Source organism: Cobetia sp. QF-1, from assembly GCF_002213105.1.
GTDB lineage: Bacteria > Pseudomonadota > Gammaproteobacteria > Pseudomonadales > Halomonadaceae > Cobetia > Cobetia crustatorum.
In genome coordinates this window covers 35,525-51,305 of sequence record NZ_NBVS01000013.1, presented here as the reverse complement: position 1 = coordinate 51,305, position 15,781 = coordinate 35,525, and the positions used below count along the sequence as shown (strand labels likewise).

The window sequence follows — 15,781 nt, the reverse complement described above, 5'->3', positions numbered from 1 at the left end:
CAGTGCGCAGGAACACGCCAGACCGAGCAAGAGTACTGAACGCGAGTGCACCTGAATGCTTTCGTGATACACCGCCCCTGTCGCCACTGCGATAGGGGCGTTCGTGTGTGTGGAGCAGGGCGTTGTCGAGGATTTTCTCAAGTAGATGAGCGTTCATGTGAGGTCGACAGTATCGAGTGGAATGGCCTCAGATGATGCTAGACGATGGCAGAAGGCCTGATGACAGGGGTGTGGATAACCCTCTTTCAGTACTCATCGTTTAGACATATTGGTTTGGGGTGATAGACGGATGAGACTTGCCTTAGTGGCCTGATAAAAACGATGCTGCCAGTAGCTGCTGGCTGAGAGAGGATTTCCGAGGGACTCCTCAAGAGAAGGTAGCGATGAATGAAGGCCGGGGTGCTGTGCAGGTTTTTAGCGTTCACCATTCTTCACTGCAGAGTTGCTCAAGTTTATGAGGATCAGAATGAACTAATGACATGCAGGGGCGTCAGAGTATGTGAGTTTCGACGTTCCCTTGCTTAGAAACTTGTCTGTGCTATCCCATCAGCAGACTTTTGAGATGCGGCGCTCCTGCCTTGCAGTCGAGCAGCCTATCCGCCGGTCACTTCCCCAGTGGCCGGTTTTTTTATGCCTGAATGATGAAATTTTCCGATTATGGAAGAAGAAGGCGCCACGTTATCAGCATATGAGAGGCATTTGTGCTTTTGTGGAGATCATCGGCGGTCTGCGTTAGGCATGAAAAAAACGGCTGAATGATTGCTCATCCAGCCGTCTGCTTACGGTCTATCGGCCTGCATGCTGCTTAACTATTCTGCTCAATGCCCTGGATGTACCAGTCGGCACCATCGCGCAACTCACGGATCAGATGCCAGGTCTCGCTGAACTCGTTCTGCTCACCGTTTTCATTGAGTACGCCATGGAATAGCACTGTAGCTTCAGCTTGTTGGCCGATTTCCTGCACGCTGCTCAGCTCTGCGAATAAACGTATGATCTCTGTCTGGTTATTGGCCGGTTGCTTGGCGCGTTCTTCACGCAGCAAGTTATAAAGTGTTGGTGTCACGTATTCCTGGATACGGGGCAGATCATTGTTATCCCAAGCGCGCTGCAGGGTCATGAAGTGCTCTTTGGCACCGCCGAGGAACTGCTCTTTGTCGAACCAGGCAGGCTCGCCGATCGATGGTGTGCCAGCAAGTCCTGCTCCGGTGCCGCTAGCGGACGCCAACGACTCACCTTGGCCATGTTGCTCACGAGCCTGCGCATTGCGTGGTTGATCATCGTGGCGTGTAGTACGACCTGCTGGCCCGCCACTCGCCATCGTCGCTTTCCTGCGCGCACTGAGGAATTTGAAGGCCACGAAGGCAATCAGCGCGATGATCAGAAAGTCTGTCATACGCAGACCATCAAAGGCGCCACCGAAGAAAAGAGAGGCCAATAGACCGCCTGCGAGTAGTCCTGCCATGGGGCCTGCAAACTTGGACAGACTGTTGGAAGGCTTGGATTTAGCCGTCGTGCCGCTGGTGGTCTTGTTGCTGCCAAACAGCGAGCTTGACGACTTTCCGCTATCGGCAGAACGCGAGTAACTTCCAAAACTCTTGCCGCCGCCGAGGCGCTTGGCTTCTGCGTGTTCGACACTCAGTCCGAAACCGAGTAGGCCGACCATCAGCATGATGAACAGATGGCGCATGTAGTATCTCCTTGGATGCGCTAGCGTGTAAGTAAGAGTCCCATTCTAGCCTTGGAACCGCCGCGGGAGGATCAATGGACGACGAAAAGTCTCAACATCTGATGGCACGACGTTCGCTACTGCTGTTGATAGATTTTCAGACACGCTTGATGCCGGTATTAAGTGGAGGGACAGAGGCTATCAATTCAGCAGTCTGGCTGGGTCGGATAGCCGAGACGCTGGAGATTCCCGTGTGGCTGACCGAGCACTGTCCTGACAAGTTGGGCGAAGGCGCCCCTCTGACGCACATGTTGAGTAAGCGCAGTCGTTGCTTCACTAAACGTAGTTTTAGTGCTTTTGAGGCATCTGATTTCAGGGAGGCACTTGTTGCAAGTGGCTGTGATCAGTTAGTGATATGCGGTGCTGAAGCACATATCTGCGTGATGCAAACAGTGCTGTCGTTATGTGAGGCGGGCTATCGTGTGGCGTTGGTCGCCGATGGTGTTGCCAGTCGCCGTCCGCGAGAGGCGGCGCTGGGAGTAGCGCGTTGCGAGGCTGCGGGCGCCAGCATTGTCAGTGCCGAGATGGTAGCTTATGAGTGGTTGGGGCGTGCCGATCACGCCATGTTCGGCGAAATTCATCGTCATTACCTCAAACCGCGAGCCGGCGAGCCCCTGACGTTTCCGGGGCTCGGCGGTTAGCGATGAAAGTTGCATAGGCTGTTGAAATTAGACAAATATTTGAGATTATCAGGCGCGTGCAGCCTCAGCCTCGGTACGTGTGAAGACGAGTGTATCGCTGTCGGAGGCGGCAGAAGAGAAGCGATAGCCAGCTATATCGAAGTGCTTGAGATCATCGGCGCTGTCGATGTCTTCCTTGAGCAGCCAAGCACTCATCATGCCGCGGGCTTTCTTGGCATAGAAGCTGATGATCTTGGATTGACCATTCTTCTCGTCCTTGAAAACGGGGGTGACGATACGATGGCGGAAGGCCTTGCTATCAATGGCCTTGAAGTACTCGTTGGAAGCCAGGTTGACGAGTACTGGCGTGCCACTGTCTTCCACCGCGTGCTCCAGGGCAGGCGTCAGTGTCTTACGCCAGTAAGCATACAAGTCCTTGCCCGCCGGGTTGCTCAGTCGCGTGCCCATTTCTAGCCGATAGGGCTGAATTAGATCGAGTGGGCGAAGTAAGCCATACAGGCCAGACAGAATCCGCAATTTGTGTTGCGCGCGATCGAATTCTGCTTCGTTGAAGGTGTCGGCTGCCATGCCTTGATAAACATCACCTTGGAAGGCGAGTACCGCCTGTTTGGCATTATCGGGTGTGAAGGGTGTCTGCCATTCCTGAAAGCGAGCCGCATTGAGACCGGCCAGCTTATCGGACAGCTTCATCAGGCTGGCGATATCTTGAGGCGATTGCTCGCGAAGGATATCGATAAGTGGCTGTGCCTGATTCAGGAAATCCGGTTGGGTGTGGCGTGATGTAGCGGGAGCGCTATCGAAATCCAGCGACTTGGCGGGCGAAATCACACTCAGCATGAAGACCTCCTGACAGGGAAAGCATTCAGTATATCAGGGCCACAAGAAGGCCCCGAGTTCATGAAGACTATCGGGGCCATAGAGCAGCTATCGAGAGACTGTACTGAGACAGCATTTGTGCGGCTGATTCAGTAGCGGCGTATCAAATAGACGCCAGCAAACAGCAGCAAGACTCCCGCCACACGGCCTGGTGACAGGTCATGCTGAGGGAAGGTCGCCCAGCCGAAGTGGTCCAAGATGACCGAGGCGGTCAGCTGGCCGGCCAGGAAGGTCGCCATCATGGTCGCGGCGCCCAGCTTGGGGACCAGGATGACACTTGCCGCGACGAAGAATGCACCCAGTAGTCCGCCGGTCCAACTCCACCATGGCGCCGCCTTCAAGGCCCCCATGGCGGGGATGGGTAGACGCATGGCCATTACCACGCCTGCCAATGCGATAGAGCCCACCACAAAGCTGATCATCGCCGCCATGGTCGAACTGTGGGTTTGCAGGGCGAGTGTGGAATTGACGCCGGCCTGAATAGGCATCATCGCGCCAGCGGCAATGGCCATGAGGATCATGCCCAGTTCTGCGGGGTTCATGTGTATTCCTTGTGAGCGGGCTGGCTGTTGCGATTCATGGGCCAGTCGTGGAGATGCGCGCAGGGCCATCGATATATCAACGATGGCCCTGCAAAAGCTTAGGGGCAGGGGTTGGGCGCAGTGTTGTGGATCATCTCGATCTCGGCCAGCACCTCGTCACTCAGCTCTACCTCGAGACTGGCGATATTGCTATTGAGCTGCCCGAGGGTCGTCGCACCGATGATATTGCTGGTCAGGAACGGACGCGTATTCACGAAGGCGAGCGCCATCTGCGCCGGGTTCAGACCATGGCGACGGGCGATATCCACGTAGCAAGCGATGACGTGCTGAGCTGGCTCGGCGTTGTAGCGCTGGAAGCGTTCGAACAAGGTCAGGCGAGCGCCTTCTGGACGTGCACCATCCAGATACTTGCCAGACAGCGTACCGAACGCCAGCGGTGAATAGGCAAGCAGACCGACATCTTCACGATGTGCAAATTCAGCTAAACCTACTTCAAAGCTGCGGTTGACCAGATTGTAGGGGTTCTGAACGCTGGCGACGCGAGGCAGATTCAGACGTTCTGCCAGATTCAGACACTGCATCACGCCCCAGGGTGTCTCGTTGGAGAGACCCACGGCGCGAATCTTGCCTGCAGTGACCAGTTCGCCGAGTGCTGAAAGACTTTCCTCCAGCGGTGTCATGTCTTCGTCTTCTACTGCCTGATAGCCCAGCTTGCCGAAGAAGTTGGCCTTTCTATCCGGCCAGTGCAGCTGATAGAGATCGATATAGTCAGTGCCGAGGCGACGTAGATTGTCATCACAGGCTTCAATGATCTGGGCACGTGTCAGGCGAGAGCCGCCACGCAGGTAGTCCATACCCGGCCCCGTCACCTTGGTGGCGAGGGTGATCTTGTCACGATTACCGCGTGCGGCCAGCCAGCTGCCAATGTACTGCTCGGTACGGCCTTGGGTTTCTCCGTTGGGCGGTACCGGATACATCTCGGCGGTGTCGATGAAATCGATACCAGCCTCAAGCGCGCGATCCAGTTGTTGATGGGCATCGGCTTCACTGTTCTGCTCGCCAAAGGTCATGGTGCCAAGGCATAGCAGACTGACGTCAATACCGGTACGGCCGAGAGCTCTTCGTTGCATGCTGGATTCTCTTGTCGGATGAGTGTCGAGTAATAGGTGTCGAGGCACGTATCGCATGAAGATGCGCGTAAGTGATGACACATATATTAGCAGCGTAACAAAAACCCACAAAGCAAGCTTGAGTCCCCCCGATTGCGCGCGTATGCTTGGCGCCCCGCCGTCAGGGGAGCAGTCTTTCGAGGCCGCCCGCAAGGGTAAACTGACCGCGGTGGCAAGGAGAACAGCGTCGCAGGCTCAGGATCGAGCTACATACGGCGTCACCCCTCTTATCAGTTTCAAGGTTACTCGTCATGCCGCAGGCCCAAACCCTGATGACCGGACTGAAATATCGCCTGGCGGAGCGTCTGTTCCACGCCTCCTGGCTTTCCGGCTCTCAGCAGAAGCATCGTCTGACCATGCGTCTGTTCAATCACTGCGCGAATGCCGGTCACACCGGTGCGTTGTCATTGTACGGGCACATGCTGTTCCAGCGAGGTAACTCCGCGCAGGAAAAGGCTAAGGGCGCGCGCTTCGTCATCAAGGCGGCGCAAGCTGGTGATGTGCATGCTCAATATCAGGCTGCATGTATCTACGAGCATGGTTGTGCCCAGTACCAGAGTGATCCGGCCAAGGCCGTGACCTGGTATGCGCGTGCCGCGGAGTGCCATCACGCACTCGCCGCTCAACGTCTGGCGCATGCCTATCGTGAAGGTTCGCTGGGACTGGCAGTCTGCCCGCACAAGGCTGAGCAGTGGGAAGCCCATGCACGCACTGGCAGCGACGCTGGCCTGCATTGAAATTGATTCGCCTGATTCGGCGACATTCATAGTTTCTCCCAACAACGCCCTCCTCGTGAGGGCGTTGTTGTCTCTGTCATCATGTGAGCACTGGTGGTAGTCGTTAGACGCGTGGGACTCGCCAAGCGGGGGGCAATTCCCGTAACCTGAAGTCATTCAACCTCTTCTCGCCCGGCCTTGCCTGCCTGAGACACCTTGGGAGATCCGTGTGACGCTGCCTATCCTGCTCGACATTGAAGCCTCCGGCTTTGGCCGCGGCAGCTATCCGATCGAGATCGGTTTGGCGCGTGCTGACGGGAGTAGTTGTGCCTTTCTTATCCAGCCGTTGGATGAGTGGGTCCACTGGGACCCCAAGGCGGAGCTATTGCACGGAATTTCTCGCGCGCGACTGGCACGAGAAGGGCGCCCAGTGAGGGAGGTGGCGCAGTGGGTCAATGATGAGTTGAGTGAAGCGCGTCTCGCCTATAGCGATAGCTGGGGCTATGACAACACCTGGCTATCGTTACTGTTCCATCATGCCGGCATGCTGCCGCGTTTTCGTCTGGAGGCGCTACGGCGCTTGCTTGACGAAGATCAGCTCAATGACTGGGCAGCGCTCAAGGAGTCCGTGATTGCGGAAGGTGGTATTCAGCGCCATCGAGCGGGTGACGATGCTCGCCTACTGCAACTGACATGGCAGAGAGCTCAGCATATCGATCGCGAGTGACGGGCCCATGACATGTGAGTTGAGTGCTAGCTCCTGAAAAGGGCTGCCCCTGTTCTCTTTCGAGAGAGGGGCAGCCCTTTTTATTTGATGTTATCTCGGCAGTCGCTCGCCGTCATGTACGCAGTGTCAGGCGCCGGTGACGGCCAGTAATACCTTGCCAGTGCTGGCATTGTCCTGCACATAGGCGTGGGCAGCATCTGCCTCCTGAATCGGCCAGCTGCGATCGATATGCGGCCGTAGTTCGCCCCGCGCGAGACGCGGCCATACATGCACATAGAGTGCGTCCAGCACCATGCCCTTGCCCTTGGGCGAGCGGGTACGCAGGGTCGAGCCGATCAGGCGCTGGCGCTTCATCAGCATACGGCCCAGATCCAGCTCATCCATGCGCCCGCCCATCAGGCCGATCAACACCATACGGCCATCCTGATTCAGTACCTGCTGGTTGTCGGCCAGATAGCCGCCGCCCACTGGATCGAGAATCATGTCGGCACCGCCCCAGGCATTGACCGCTTCGACAAAGCTGCCGTCATGACGGTTCCAGCCGGCATCTGCACCTAGACGTAGACACGTCTCCAACTTTTCCTGACTGCCAACAGTCACGAAGCACGGATGCCCGAACAGGCCGCATAACTGAATGGCGGTCGTGCCGATACCGCTGGCACCGGCGTGCAGCAGCACGCGCTCCTGACGCTTGAGATTGCCCTCAATGAACAGATTCAGCCAAGCGGTCGCGAACATCTCCGGTAGAGCCGCTGCCTCACGCAAGCCATAGCCTTCCGGTACTGGCAATACCTGCAGCTCATTGACCACCACTTCCTCGGCATAGCCGCCGCCGGACAGCAGGGCGCAGACCGGATCACCGACCTTGAAGCGCTCTACGTGTCGACCGACTTCACGAATGGTGCCACTGACTTCCAGCCCCAGAATCTGGCTCGCGCCTTCGGGGGGCGGATATTGACCTGCGCGCTGCATCAGGTCTGCGCGATTGACTCCTGCCCACGCCACCTCGATGCGCACTTCATCTGACGCTATACCCTGGGGTGCCTCGCATTCCTGCCAGACCAGTGCCTCATTCTCGACAGCTATCGCAAACATTTGCTCTCTCCTTGGCTGGGCAGGGTTGCTGCCGTCTTGTCAGGCGTGATCATTCAGTGTGCTGGCAACGCACTCTCCCACGTGCCGACTGTCATCCGACTGTACGCGGACTGTGACGTATCTGTCATGAGATGGCGTGAACCTGTCGTGATATCAAGCCCCTCTGATCCAGACAGAGAATTCCGCATTGTGCTACGGCCTGAGGAGTGAGCATGATCGATACCGCCCGTGTCATCACCGCCAAATATCCGACCTTTGCCCAACGGCACCCATTGATCCGTCGACCAGCATTGGCGCTACTGCGTCGCCTGGTGCACGAGAGTGAGATCAATGCCTTCCTTGCCGAGCATTCCGACCTGCGTGGTTTTGACTTCATTGATCGTGTGCTGGATCACTTCTCCTTCGGCTACTCCGTGTCCTCGCGGGAGCACGAGAACATTCCGGCGTATGGGCGGGTGGTGATTGTCGCCAATCACCCGCTGGGCTCACTCGATGGGCTGGCGCTGCTCAAGCTGGTGGGAGAGGTGCGGCGTGACGTGAAGATCGTTGCCAACGATGTGCTGATGAAGGTCGAGCCACTGGCACCCTTGTTACTGCCGTTGGATAACCTCAGCCGCCGCGGCTATCGCAAGAGCAGTGGATTGATCTGCGACGCACTGATGAACGAGGAGGCCGTGATCATCTTCCCTGCGGGTGAAGTCTCGCGTGCGGGCCCGACGGGGCCTCGCGATGGCAAGTGGCTGTCGGGCTTTCTACACTTTGCGCGCAAGACCAACGCACCGGTACTGCCGATTCATGTCAGTGGCCGTAACTCGACGCTGTTCTATGCGCTCTCGTCCTTGAATCGCAGTCTTGGCACGCCGCTATTGGCGCATGAGATGTTTCGTCAGCGCGCGCGGCAGCTCACGTTACGTATCGGCGAGTTGATTCCACTGGCACGCCTGGATAGCGAGATTCTGAGCACGAATGCCAAGACGCGCCTGCTGCGCAAGCATCTGTATCGCATCGGGCGCGGCAAGCGTGGGTTATTCACGACCGAGAAGGCGATCGGTCATCCAGAGGAGCGCCAGGCATTGCGTGAGGAACTCACACCCTGTGAGCTACTGGGCGAGACGCGCGATGGCAAGAAGATCTATCTGTTCGATGCCTTTCCCGGCTCCAGTGTCATGCGTGAGATCGGTCGGCTGCGCGAGATCAGCTTCCGCCGTGTGGGAGAAGGGACGGGGCAGCGGCGTGATATCGATCGCTACGATGCACACTATCGCCATCTAGTGCTGTGGGATGACGCCGATCTCGAGATCGCCGGCGCTTATCGCATTGGCGAGGTGAAGAAAATTCTGGCCGTGCAGGGCGAGAAGGGCCTCTATAGTCCGAGTCTGTTTCGCTTCACGCCAGAGCTGATGGAGCGTATGGAGGAAGGCCTGGAGCTAGGGCGCAGCTTCGTGCAGCCACGTTATTGGGGACGCCGCAGTCTCGATTATCTATGGCAGGGATTGGGCGCTTATCTGCGCTGTCACCCCGAAATTCGCTGGCTATTTGGGCCGGTCACGCTTTCCAGCAGCTATCCCGAGGCAGCGCGTGCCTTGATTGTCAGCTACTACCGCCACTATTACGGAGATGACGAAGGCTTGGCGCGTGCACGTGCGCCGGTCACGACGCTGGCGCCTGACAGAGCCGCGGATGAGGCGTCACACCTGTTTGAGGGGCAGGATGCTGGCGGTGACTTCCGGCGTCTGCGTGCTCAGCTGGAGGCGATGGGAGTGACGGTTCCGACGCTCTATAAGCAGTACGCAGAGGTTACCGAACCGGGCGGTACGCGCTTTCTGGATTTTAGCGTCGATGCCGACTTCGGCTACTGCATCGACGGGCTGGTGATGGTCGATGTGGAAAAGATCACCGCCAGCAAGCGTGCACGCTATATTGGCGCTCCCGCTGATCATGCCGTGACGGAGAGCAGCACGCGCACCATCAGCGCACTGCCCTTGGGTAAGGCAGTTGAATCAGTCTGCGGCTGATGTGTCGTTGATGGCGCTAACGCAAGGCAGGCATGCCAGCGTCAGGTGTCAGACGGTCAAGCAATGGCGAAATCTCGCGCTCGCTGATCAGGCGGGTGCGGGTGTCGGCATTGAGAAAGCCCGCCTCGACGGTACGATCCAGGAACTCGAGCAGTGGAGTGTAGAAGCCATCGCTGTCGAGTACGGCAATGGGCTTGGCGTGAAAACCTAGGTATTGCCAGGTCCATGTCTCGAATAGCTCTTCCAGCGTGCCGATTCCCCCCGGCAGGGTAATGAAGGCATCTGCCAGCGCAGCCATCTGGGCTTTGCGTTCATGCATGTCTTCGACTTCGATCAGGCGAGTGAGACTGTCATGTGCCTTTTCGTTACGTACCAACGCTTGGGGGATGATACCAATCACTTCCCCGCCAGCGGCGAGTGCAGCATCGGCGAGTGCCCCCATTAGTCCGGCGCGTGCCCCGCCATAGACCAGTCCCCAACCGCGTTGTGCAATCGCTTCTCCCAGCGCTTCGGCCAGCTGGCGGTGATGCGGTGAGTTCCCCTCGCGGGAGCCCAGATAGACACAGATGCGATGCATACTTCTCTCCTGAAGATCTGTCGTGAATGTCTGTGCTGGCAACCTGTCTTTTATCCTACCTGAGTTGAGCGCCTGCGGTGTGACGCGGTGCGGTGATTTCCCCGTCGCGTCATTCAGATGACTGCTGCCTGCATTCGCAAGCCTGCTCTGCTACCCTTGCCGGCCCCGCAGGCGACGGATGGCGGGCGCTGGCGCACTTGAACCTCGTCATGAGGTCGGCGCACAACACGCAAGGCGGCTCTCGATCGAGAACGCGCAATGACGACAAGGCAGGAGAGGCAGATGGCGCAGGTGCGCGGACGCTTTGCCAGCCGGCTAGGCTTCTTGATGGCCGCCGCTGGTTCGGCAGTAGGACTTGGCAACGTATGGGGCTTCCCGTCCCAGACGGCCAACAACGGAGGCGGTGCCTTCGTGGTGATGTATCTGGTATTGGCCTTTCTGCTGGCCTGGCCAGCGTTGATGGCGGAGCTGGTCATCGGTCGTCACGGCCAGGCCAACATTGTTTCCAGCATGAGCCTCGGGCGTGGCCTTACCAAGCGCTTCGGTGCGCTGGCGGGCTGGGCGGGCATGCTGACGGCGAGTCTGATTCTGGCCTTCTACGCCATCGTCGCGGGCTGGTTGCTGGGCTATACCGCCGCGCCGGTCAGCGAGGCGCTGGGCATGTCGTCCGCCGCCAGCTGGCTGACCACGTTCGACTTTACGCGTAACGTCACGCTGACGGCGGTCTTCCTCGGCTTGACGATGGCGATCGTGGTCGGCGGCGTGCGCGGCGGTATCGAGAAGTGGTCGACGCGTCTGATGCCGGTGCTGCTGGTGCTGCTGGTCGGGTTGATCGGTTATGTACTGACACTGCCGGGAGCAGATGAGGGGTTGCGTGTCTATCTGACGCCGCAGTGGGACCGCATCTTCGATGCCGACCTGATGCTGAGCGCGATGGGGCAGGCTTTCTTCTCTCTGTCGCTGGGCGTGGGCGCCATGTTGATCTATGGCTCCTATCTCGGGCCGGAGCAGAACCTGCCGCGTCTTGGCGTGCTGGTGACGCTGATCGATGTTGGTATCGCCTTTCTCGCGGGCCTGCTGGTGATTCCGGCGATGTACGCCGCACGCCATCTGGGCGTTGAGATCTTCGATGCTGAAGGTCTGCTCAAGAGCTCCGATACGCTGCTGTTTGATACGCTACCGGCGCTGTTTGCCCAGATGGGCGGTGCAGGTGACGTGCTTATGGTGGCCTTCTTTGCCTTGATGAGCGTTGCCGGTATCACGTCGTCCATCTCGATGCTGGAAGTGCCGGTGTCCTTCGTGGTCGAGCGTGGCTGGCTGGGCCGTCGTGCCGCGACGCTGGCCGTCGGCGCCGCCGTGATGGCAGTCAGCCTGACCATTGCCGCCAACTTCGGTGCGCTGTTCGGGCTGGTGATCATGCTGACTACCCAGTACAGCCAGCCGCTGGTCGCGCTGGTGATGTGTCTGTTGGTTGGCTGGGCGTTGTCACGTCATGCGCTGCTCAAGGAAATCCAGAGTGGGGCGCCGGACATCGAGTCCAGCCTGTTCTGGAAAATTTGGCCATGGTACGTGCGCTTGGTCTGCCCGCTGTGTATCGCGTTGGTGTTCGCGCACTCACTGTAAGCTTGTGGAAGATATTTTCCACAACGTAAAAAGCCCGCCAATTGGCGGGCTTTTTCATGCTGGGCGACTGGTATTTACATTCGATCAGGGTAGCTCGGACAGCACGTCGTAGTTGGCATCGACCCAATGACCGATGGCATTGCCATCGGCATAGGCGAGATGCTGGGCGTACTGGGTATGCAGGCAGCGCACCTGATTCCAGTCACGAATACCACCGACGCCGCGTTCGCGCATCAGGTCAGCAAAGCCCAGGGCTTCGATGGCAGTGCGCTCAGCCTCGCTCATGAAGCTCCAGCGTTCGGCGACATAGGCTTCATGGCTCGCGCGATAGCGGGCCAGCAGCTCGTCATCTGTCTTGAGGCTTTCTTCCAGCCCCTTGATAACCCCCTCGGCCTCGATGCGTGATAGCGAGATCTTGAGGCGCTCATCGCACAGCCAGTAAAGAGTCGGGAAGGGCTTGCCATCCACCAGCGAATGCATGCGCAGCACCAGTGGTGTGCCCTCGCCATCGGTGGCAGCCACGGCCTGGATGCCGCGTGGCTTGCGCCCGAGCTGGCGCTCGATGATCTCGAGCTCCCGCGCGTCGGGACTATGATTTGTCAGGATCACCATGCTTGCGGTCAGGCTCCAGCACACACTTGTTGGACCGGGAAACGGCCCGGAAGAAAGCTTGGTTGAGTTGTTGAGGGCTAGGTACGTAGCCATGCCACTCACGCTCGCAGTAGTCACTGCCGCGTGCCATCAGTTCAGGGGCCAAGCGATTGAACCAGCCATCATAATCGTAGGGGTCAAGGCCCGGCAAGCTGATGTGTGGGTAGTCGGCGAAGCGTTCGATGAACCACTCCTCCAGTGCCGTCTCGACCTGCACATGCAGTGCTGTCATCTCCGGGTAAATCCACTTGCTGTAGCGAATGCCCATCGGTGGAGTTCCTCGCTGGCGTGGCTGGCATGGGAGGAGGGTGCAGAGGAGAGCGAAGCAGTCTCAGTCCTCACGCGCCAAGGGGGCGAACTGGCCATTGGCCAACTGGCACAGTAGCGCGGGGGATAGGCCAATTTCCAATCCGCGCCGACCACCGCTGATGAATATTTCCTCAAGGGTCACCGCGCTGTCATCCACCCACAGCGGCAGACGCTTCTTCTGGCCCAGTGGACTGATGCCGCCCACGACATACCCCGTCGCGCGCTCAGCAGCATCATGTGCGGCCAATGCCGCCTTGCGTGCGCCCGCTGCTCGCGCCAGTGCCTTGAGATTCAGTGTGCCAGTGACGGGCACCACGGCGACCACCAGAGGCTGGCGGGCACTGCTGCCTTCCAGCTGACAGACGAGTGTCTTGAAGACCCGTGCCGGCTCAAGCCCCAGCGCCTGGGCAGCCTCTTCGCCATAAGCAGGCGCCCGAGGGTCATGGGCATATTCCAGGGTACGGTGAGGCTTGCCCTTGAGCAGCTTGAGCGCGGGTGTCATGCCGGTATGCTCCCGACGGGCGCCGTGCTGTGCGTGCCGAGCGCGCGGGCCTTTTCGCGCAGGGCAGGGAGATCCAGCTCGGCGCTGTCAGTGTGTTCGTGCAGGTGGGAGAGCAGGGTCGTGCGCAGCTCGCCTTCGATGCGCAGCGATTGCTTGTTCTGATGATCGAACTGCACCAGTACGCATTGGCCGCGCGCGCCACACATCCCATGCTGCCAGGCTTCCTGGGTGACAGTGAAGGAGCTGCCGCCAAGGCGTGACAGCCAGGTGCGAATTTCTACCTCGTGACCGTATTGCAGCTCGGCGAGGAAATCGACCTCAATACGCGCCATGATCAGCGGCCACTTGCGCGGGTCGAGATCGGGTACGAAGACACGAAACAGATCATTGCGTGCCCATTCGAACCATGCCGGAAGGCGGGTATTGTTGACGTGCCCAAGGGCATCGGTATCGAAGAAGGCCGGTTCCAGTGTCTTGAAATACATGCCATCACTCCTGTGGACGTCCGCGCTGGCTGAAGGAAAGAGGTTGAGGGGGATCCCGGTAGATCACGACGGTTGTGGCGGTGACCTGCGATGCAGAGACAGTCGCCGCTGAAGTAGCGTGAATAATCCGATCCAGGCCGTTGCCACCCCAAAACCGAGCAAGGTGCCGAGCAGCACACCAACGTTGGGGTAGCTGAGCGAGACCACCAGCGAATAGCACAGCAGTGAGCCCAGCCCGGCCGGATAATGCTTGATGACAGTCGCGACCGGCGCGGGCCCCTGAGTCAGATGCAAGATGACCAGCAGGGGATACATGGTGACCGGAAATGCCGCGACTAGACCCGCCCATGAAGGAGGCAACACATGCGCGAGTGCAGTAATACCGAACACGATACCGGCGGCCAGTGCCGCACGCGCCATCAGCGTGATCCACGAGAAGGGAGTCTTGCTGGCGGAAGTCTCGGGGACGCGGCGATACAGACGCATGCAGAGAGCGATGGCGACCAGCGTGACCAGTACACCTGTCACGCGAGTGAAGGAGAATTGTGCCAGCACCAGGCTCGCCACTAGCCATGCCAGCATGCCGCCCAGTGTGCCATTGATTACGCCACGGATACCCGTCGCGCGACCGCATAGCCAGTATCCCATTCCTAGCGCGAGCGTCGAGGAAAAGCCCGCCAGTGTATAGACGGCGCTCTGGCCGGCGAAATCAGGCGAGATCTCGATGCCGATAAAACCCAAGGTGATGGCCGTGCCCAGAGGATAGCCGGACAACATTCCTGCGGTGCGGGTCGAGAGTCGCTCTGCGACCAGCGATAGCCCCAGTACTACCGCAATGGAAATCAGCAGTTTCAGCAATTGCAGACCAAACTCTGGCGTCATGACGCTTTCCATCAATGCGAGTCCCAAAAGCGTTGATGGCAAAGTGAGATCTTGCCAAGCGCGAGTCCAGAAGCTTGATGCTGATGAGCTGCAGCCACCTCACTGAAGTCAAACTGGCGGTCGTCGATATGGACCTTGAATTCCCCTTCCTCGACCAACTCCACCAGCTTGCCCAGTGCCTGGCGCTGTTGTTCGTGACCGATGTCGGCAATGAGCGGCAGCAGAATGGAGAGGACTTCGAGGCTGCGACTACCCGCATGTAGCGGCGAGAGATCAACCAGGGTGCGAGCATTGATTGTCACGATGCGACCGCCCAGCTTGCTGGCAGCGAAGCTGGCGGCCAGATTGTCGCCACCGACGCAATCGAAGACCAGATCAAAGCCCTGGCCCTCCGTCAGGCGTGCGACATATTCCGGTACTGCTTCCTCACGATAAAGCACGACGTGCTCTGCGCCACATGCGCGAGCCATGCGAGCCTTGGCATCACTCGAGACAGTGGCCGTCACTTCTGCGCCCAGCCAGCGTGCGATCTGCAGTGCGATATGGCCAACACCGCCCGCGCCACCGTGGATCAATACTCGCTGCCCAGCTTCCAGTTGCCCGCGCTCGGTCAACGCCTGCCAAGCCGTGATGAATACGACGGGTAGGGCACCTGCTTCCATGAAACTAAGACGGCGTGGCTTGCGAGTAATCAGGCGCTCATCCGCCAGCATGTAGTCGGCCAATGCGCCTTGATATGCACCGACACCACCGGCAAAGCCGAGGACCTCATCGCCGGGTGAGAAGGTCAGCACGTTCTCACCGACGGCATCGATCACACCAGCGACGTCACCGTTCAGGACGCTGGGAGCGGGAGGAAGAAGAGCGACCTGACCGCTGGCAAGCTTCAGGTCAAGCGGATTGACGCTGGAAGCCGCTACGCGGATACGCACCTGACCGGGGCCGGGTGCGGGTAGCGGACATTCAGTAGCAACAAATTCGGCATCCGGGCCGGGGTTGCGCAGCACCATGGCGTGCATGGAAGCGAGCATGTGACGTCCTCGTTGAAACAAATTCCAGCCATATCGGCCAGTGAACGGCACACCCTACCCATTGCACCAAGACTCGGCAATGCGACCAAGGCGGGTTGCGCAGGGCGATTTGCTGAATTGAGCGTTCAGAAACGCAAAAGCCCCTGCCATAAGGCAAGGGCTCGGAGCATGTTGTGGCCAGAAGAGCTATTTCAGTGCCTGATCCACAGCGTAG

Annotated in this window: 16 protein-coding genes and 1 pseudogene; 5 read left to right on the top strand and 12 right to left on the bottom strand. The window is 58.8% G+C overall.

Going from position 1 to position 15,781, the window contains the following annotated elements; genetic code table 11:
* Positions 1-805: 805 nt before the first annotated feature.
* A complete protein-coding gene (locus CFN46_RS16815) occupies positions 806-1,687 on the bottom strand; it encodes a Tim44 domain-containing protein (RefSeq protein WP_024953323.1) in 882 nt (293 codons plus the stop codon).
* A gap of 74 nt (positions 1,688-1,761) precedes the next feature.
* On the opposite strand from CFN46_RS16815, the gene CFN46_RS16810 reads away from it, so the two are divergent.
* Positions 1,762-2,367: an isochorismatase family protein gene (locus tag CFN46_RS16810; RefSeq protein ID WP_246116627.1), complete on the top strand. Its 606-nt coding sequence runs from the start codon at positions 1,762-1,764 to the stop codon at positions 2,365-2,367.
* A gap of 48 nt (positions 2,368-2,415) precedes the next feature.
* Here the strand turns inward: CFN46_RS16810 and yaaA are convergent, their stop codons facing one another.
* From yaaA to CFN46_RS16795, 3 genes are all read right to left on the bottom strand, one after another.
* Entirely contained in the window at positions 2,416-3,204 is a 789-nt protein-coding gene (gene yaaA, locus CFN46_RS16805) for a peroxide stress protein YaaA (RefSeq protein ID WP_024953321.1), read from the bottom strand.
* 128 nt (positions 3,205-3,332) lie between these two features.
* Entirely contained in the window at positions 3,333-3,785 is a 453-nt protein-coding gene (locus CFN46_RS16800) for a DMT family transporter (RefSeq protein ID WP_024953320.1), read from the bottom strand.
* Positions 3,786-3,883: 98 nt separating this feature from the next.
* The gene (locus tag CFN46_RS16795) at positions 3,884-4,915 is read right to left on the bottom strand and encodes an NADP(H)-dependent aldo-keto reductase (protein ID WP_024953319.1); all 1,032 of its coding nucleotides are present in this window, start codon (positions 4,913-4,915) and stop codon (positions 3,884-3,886) included.
* A 290-nt stretch (positions 4,916-5,205) separates the two neighbouring features.
* On the opposite strand from CFN46_RS16795, the gene CFN46_RS16790 reads away from it, so the two are divergent.
* Positions 5,206-5,691 (top strand): tetratricopeptide repeat protein, encoded by a 486-nt coding sequence (locus CFN46_RS16790; protein ID WP_024953318.1) that lies wholly within the window; start codon positions 5,206-5,208, stop codon positions 5,689-5,691.
* 202 nt (positions 5,692-5,893) lie between these two features.
* Positions 5,894-6,397, top strand: coding sequence for a hypothetical protein (locus tag CFN46_RS16785; RefSeq protein WP_088744196.1), 504 nt, complete (start codon positions 5,894-5,896; stop codon positions 6,395-6,397).
* A gap of 126 nt (positions 6,398-6,523) precedes the next feature.
* On the opposite strand, the gene CFN46_RS16780 is transcribed toward CFN46_RS16785, so the two are convergent.
* On the bottom strand, positions 6,524-7,492 hold the full coding sequence (locus tag CFN46_RS16780; protein ID WP_024953316.1) for an NAD(P)H-quinone oxidoreductase: 969 nt from the start codon (positions 7,490-7,492) through the stop codon (positions 6,524-6,526).
* Positions 7,493-7,704: 212 nt separating this feature from the next.
* On the opposite strand from CFN46_RS16780, the gene CFN46_RS16775 reads away from it, so the two are divergent.
* The gene (locus tag CFN46_RS16775) at positions 7,705-9,507 is read left to right on the top strand and encodes a lysophospholipid acyltransferase family protein (RefSeq protein ID WP_088744195.1); all 1,803 of its coding nucleotides are present in this window, start codon (positions 7,705-7,707) and stop codon (positions 9,505-9,507) included.
* A gap of 16 nt (positions 9,508-9,523) precedes the next feature.
* On the opposite strand, the gene CFN46_RS16770 is transcribed toward CFN46_RS16775, so the two are convergent.
* Entirely contained in the window at positions 9,524-10,084 is a 561-nt protein-coding gene (locus CFN46_RS16770) for a TIGR00730 family Rossman fold protein (protein ID WP_024953314.1), read from the bottom strand.
* Positions 10,085-10,366: 282 nt separating this feature from the next.
* On the opposite strand from CFN46_RS16770, the gene CFN46_RS16765 reads away from it, so the two are divergent.
* A complete protein-coding gene (locus CFN46_RS16765) occupies positions 10,367-11,707 on the top strand; it encodes a sodium-dependent transporter (RefSeq protein ID WP_024953313.1) in 1,341 nt (446 codons plus the stop codon).
* 84 nt (positions 11,708-11,791) lie between these two features.
* On the opposite strand, the gene CFN46_RS16760 is transcribed toward CFN46_RS16765, so the two are convergent.
* From CFN46_RS16760 to CFN46_RS16735, 6 genes and pseudogenes are all read right to left on the bottom strand, one after another.
* Positions 11,792-12,319 carry a DUF501 domain-containing protein gene (locus tag CFN46_RS16760; RefSeq protein WP_024952869.1) on the bottom strand — a complete coding sequence of 176 codons (528 nt, stop codon included), beginning with the start codon at positions 12,317-12,319 and terminating at the stop codon, positions 11,792-11,794.
* Complete coding sequence (locus CFN46_RS16755; RefSeq protein WP_024952868.1) at positions 12,297-12,626, bottom strand: hypothetical protein; 330 nt, start codon at positions 12,624-12,626, stop codon at positions 12,297-12,299. Before CFN46_RS16755 ends, CFN46_RS16760 begins: the two co-directional genes overlap by 23 nt.
* A 63-nt stretch (positions 12,627-12,689) precedes the next feature.
* Positions 12,690-13,169 (bottom strand): Cys-tRNA(Pro) deacylase, encoded by a 480-nt coding sequence (gene ybaK, locus CFN46_RS16750; RefSeq protein WP_088744194.1) that lies wholly within the window; start codon positions 13,167-13,169, stop codon positions 12,690-12,692.
* A gap of 83 nt (positions 13,170-13,252) precedes the next feature.
* Positions 13,253-13,654, bottom strand: a pseudogene (locus tag CFN46_RS16745) (acyl-CoA thioesterase); the annotation flags it as partial.
* A gap of 63 nt (positions 13,655-13,717) precedes the next feature.
* Entirely contained in the window at positions 13,718-14,536 is an 819-nt protein-coding gene (locus CFN46_RS16740) for a hypothetical protein (protein ID WP_024952865.1), read from the bottom strand.
* 11 nt (positions 14,537-14,547) lie between these two features.
* The gene (locus CFN46_RS16735; protein WP_211242469.1) at positions 14,548-15,567 is read right to left on the bottom strand and encodes a zinc-dependent alcohol dehydrogenase family protein; all 1,020 of its coding nucleotides are present in this window, start codon (positions 15,565-15,567) and stop codon (positions 14,548-14,550) included.
* Positions 15,568-15,781 lie beyond the last annotated feature (214 nt).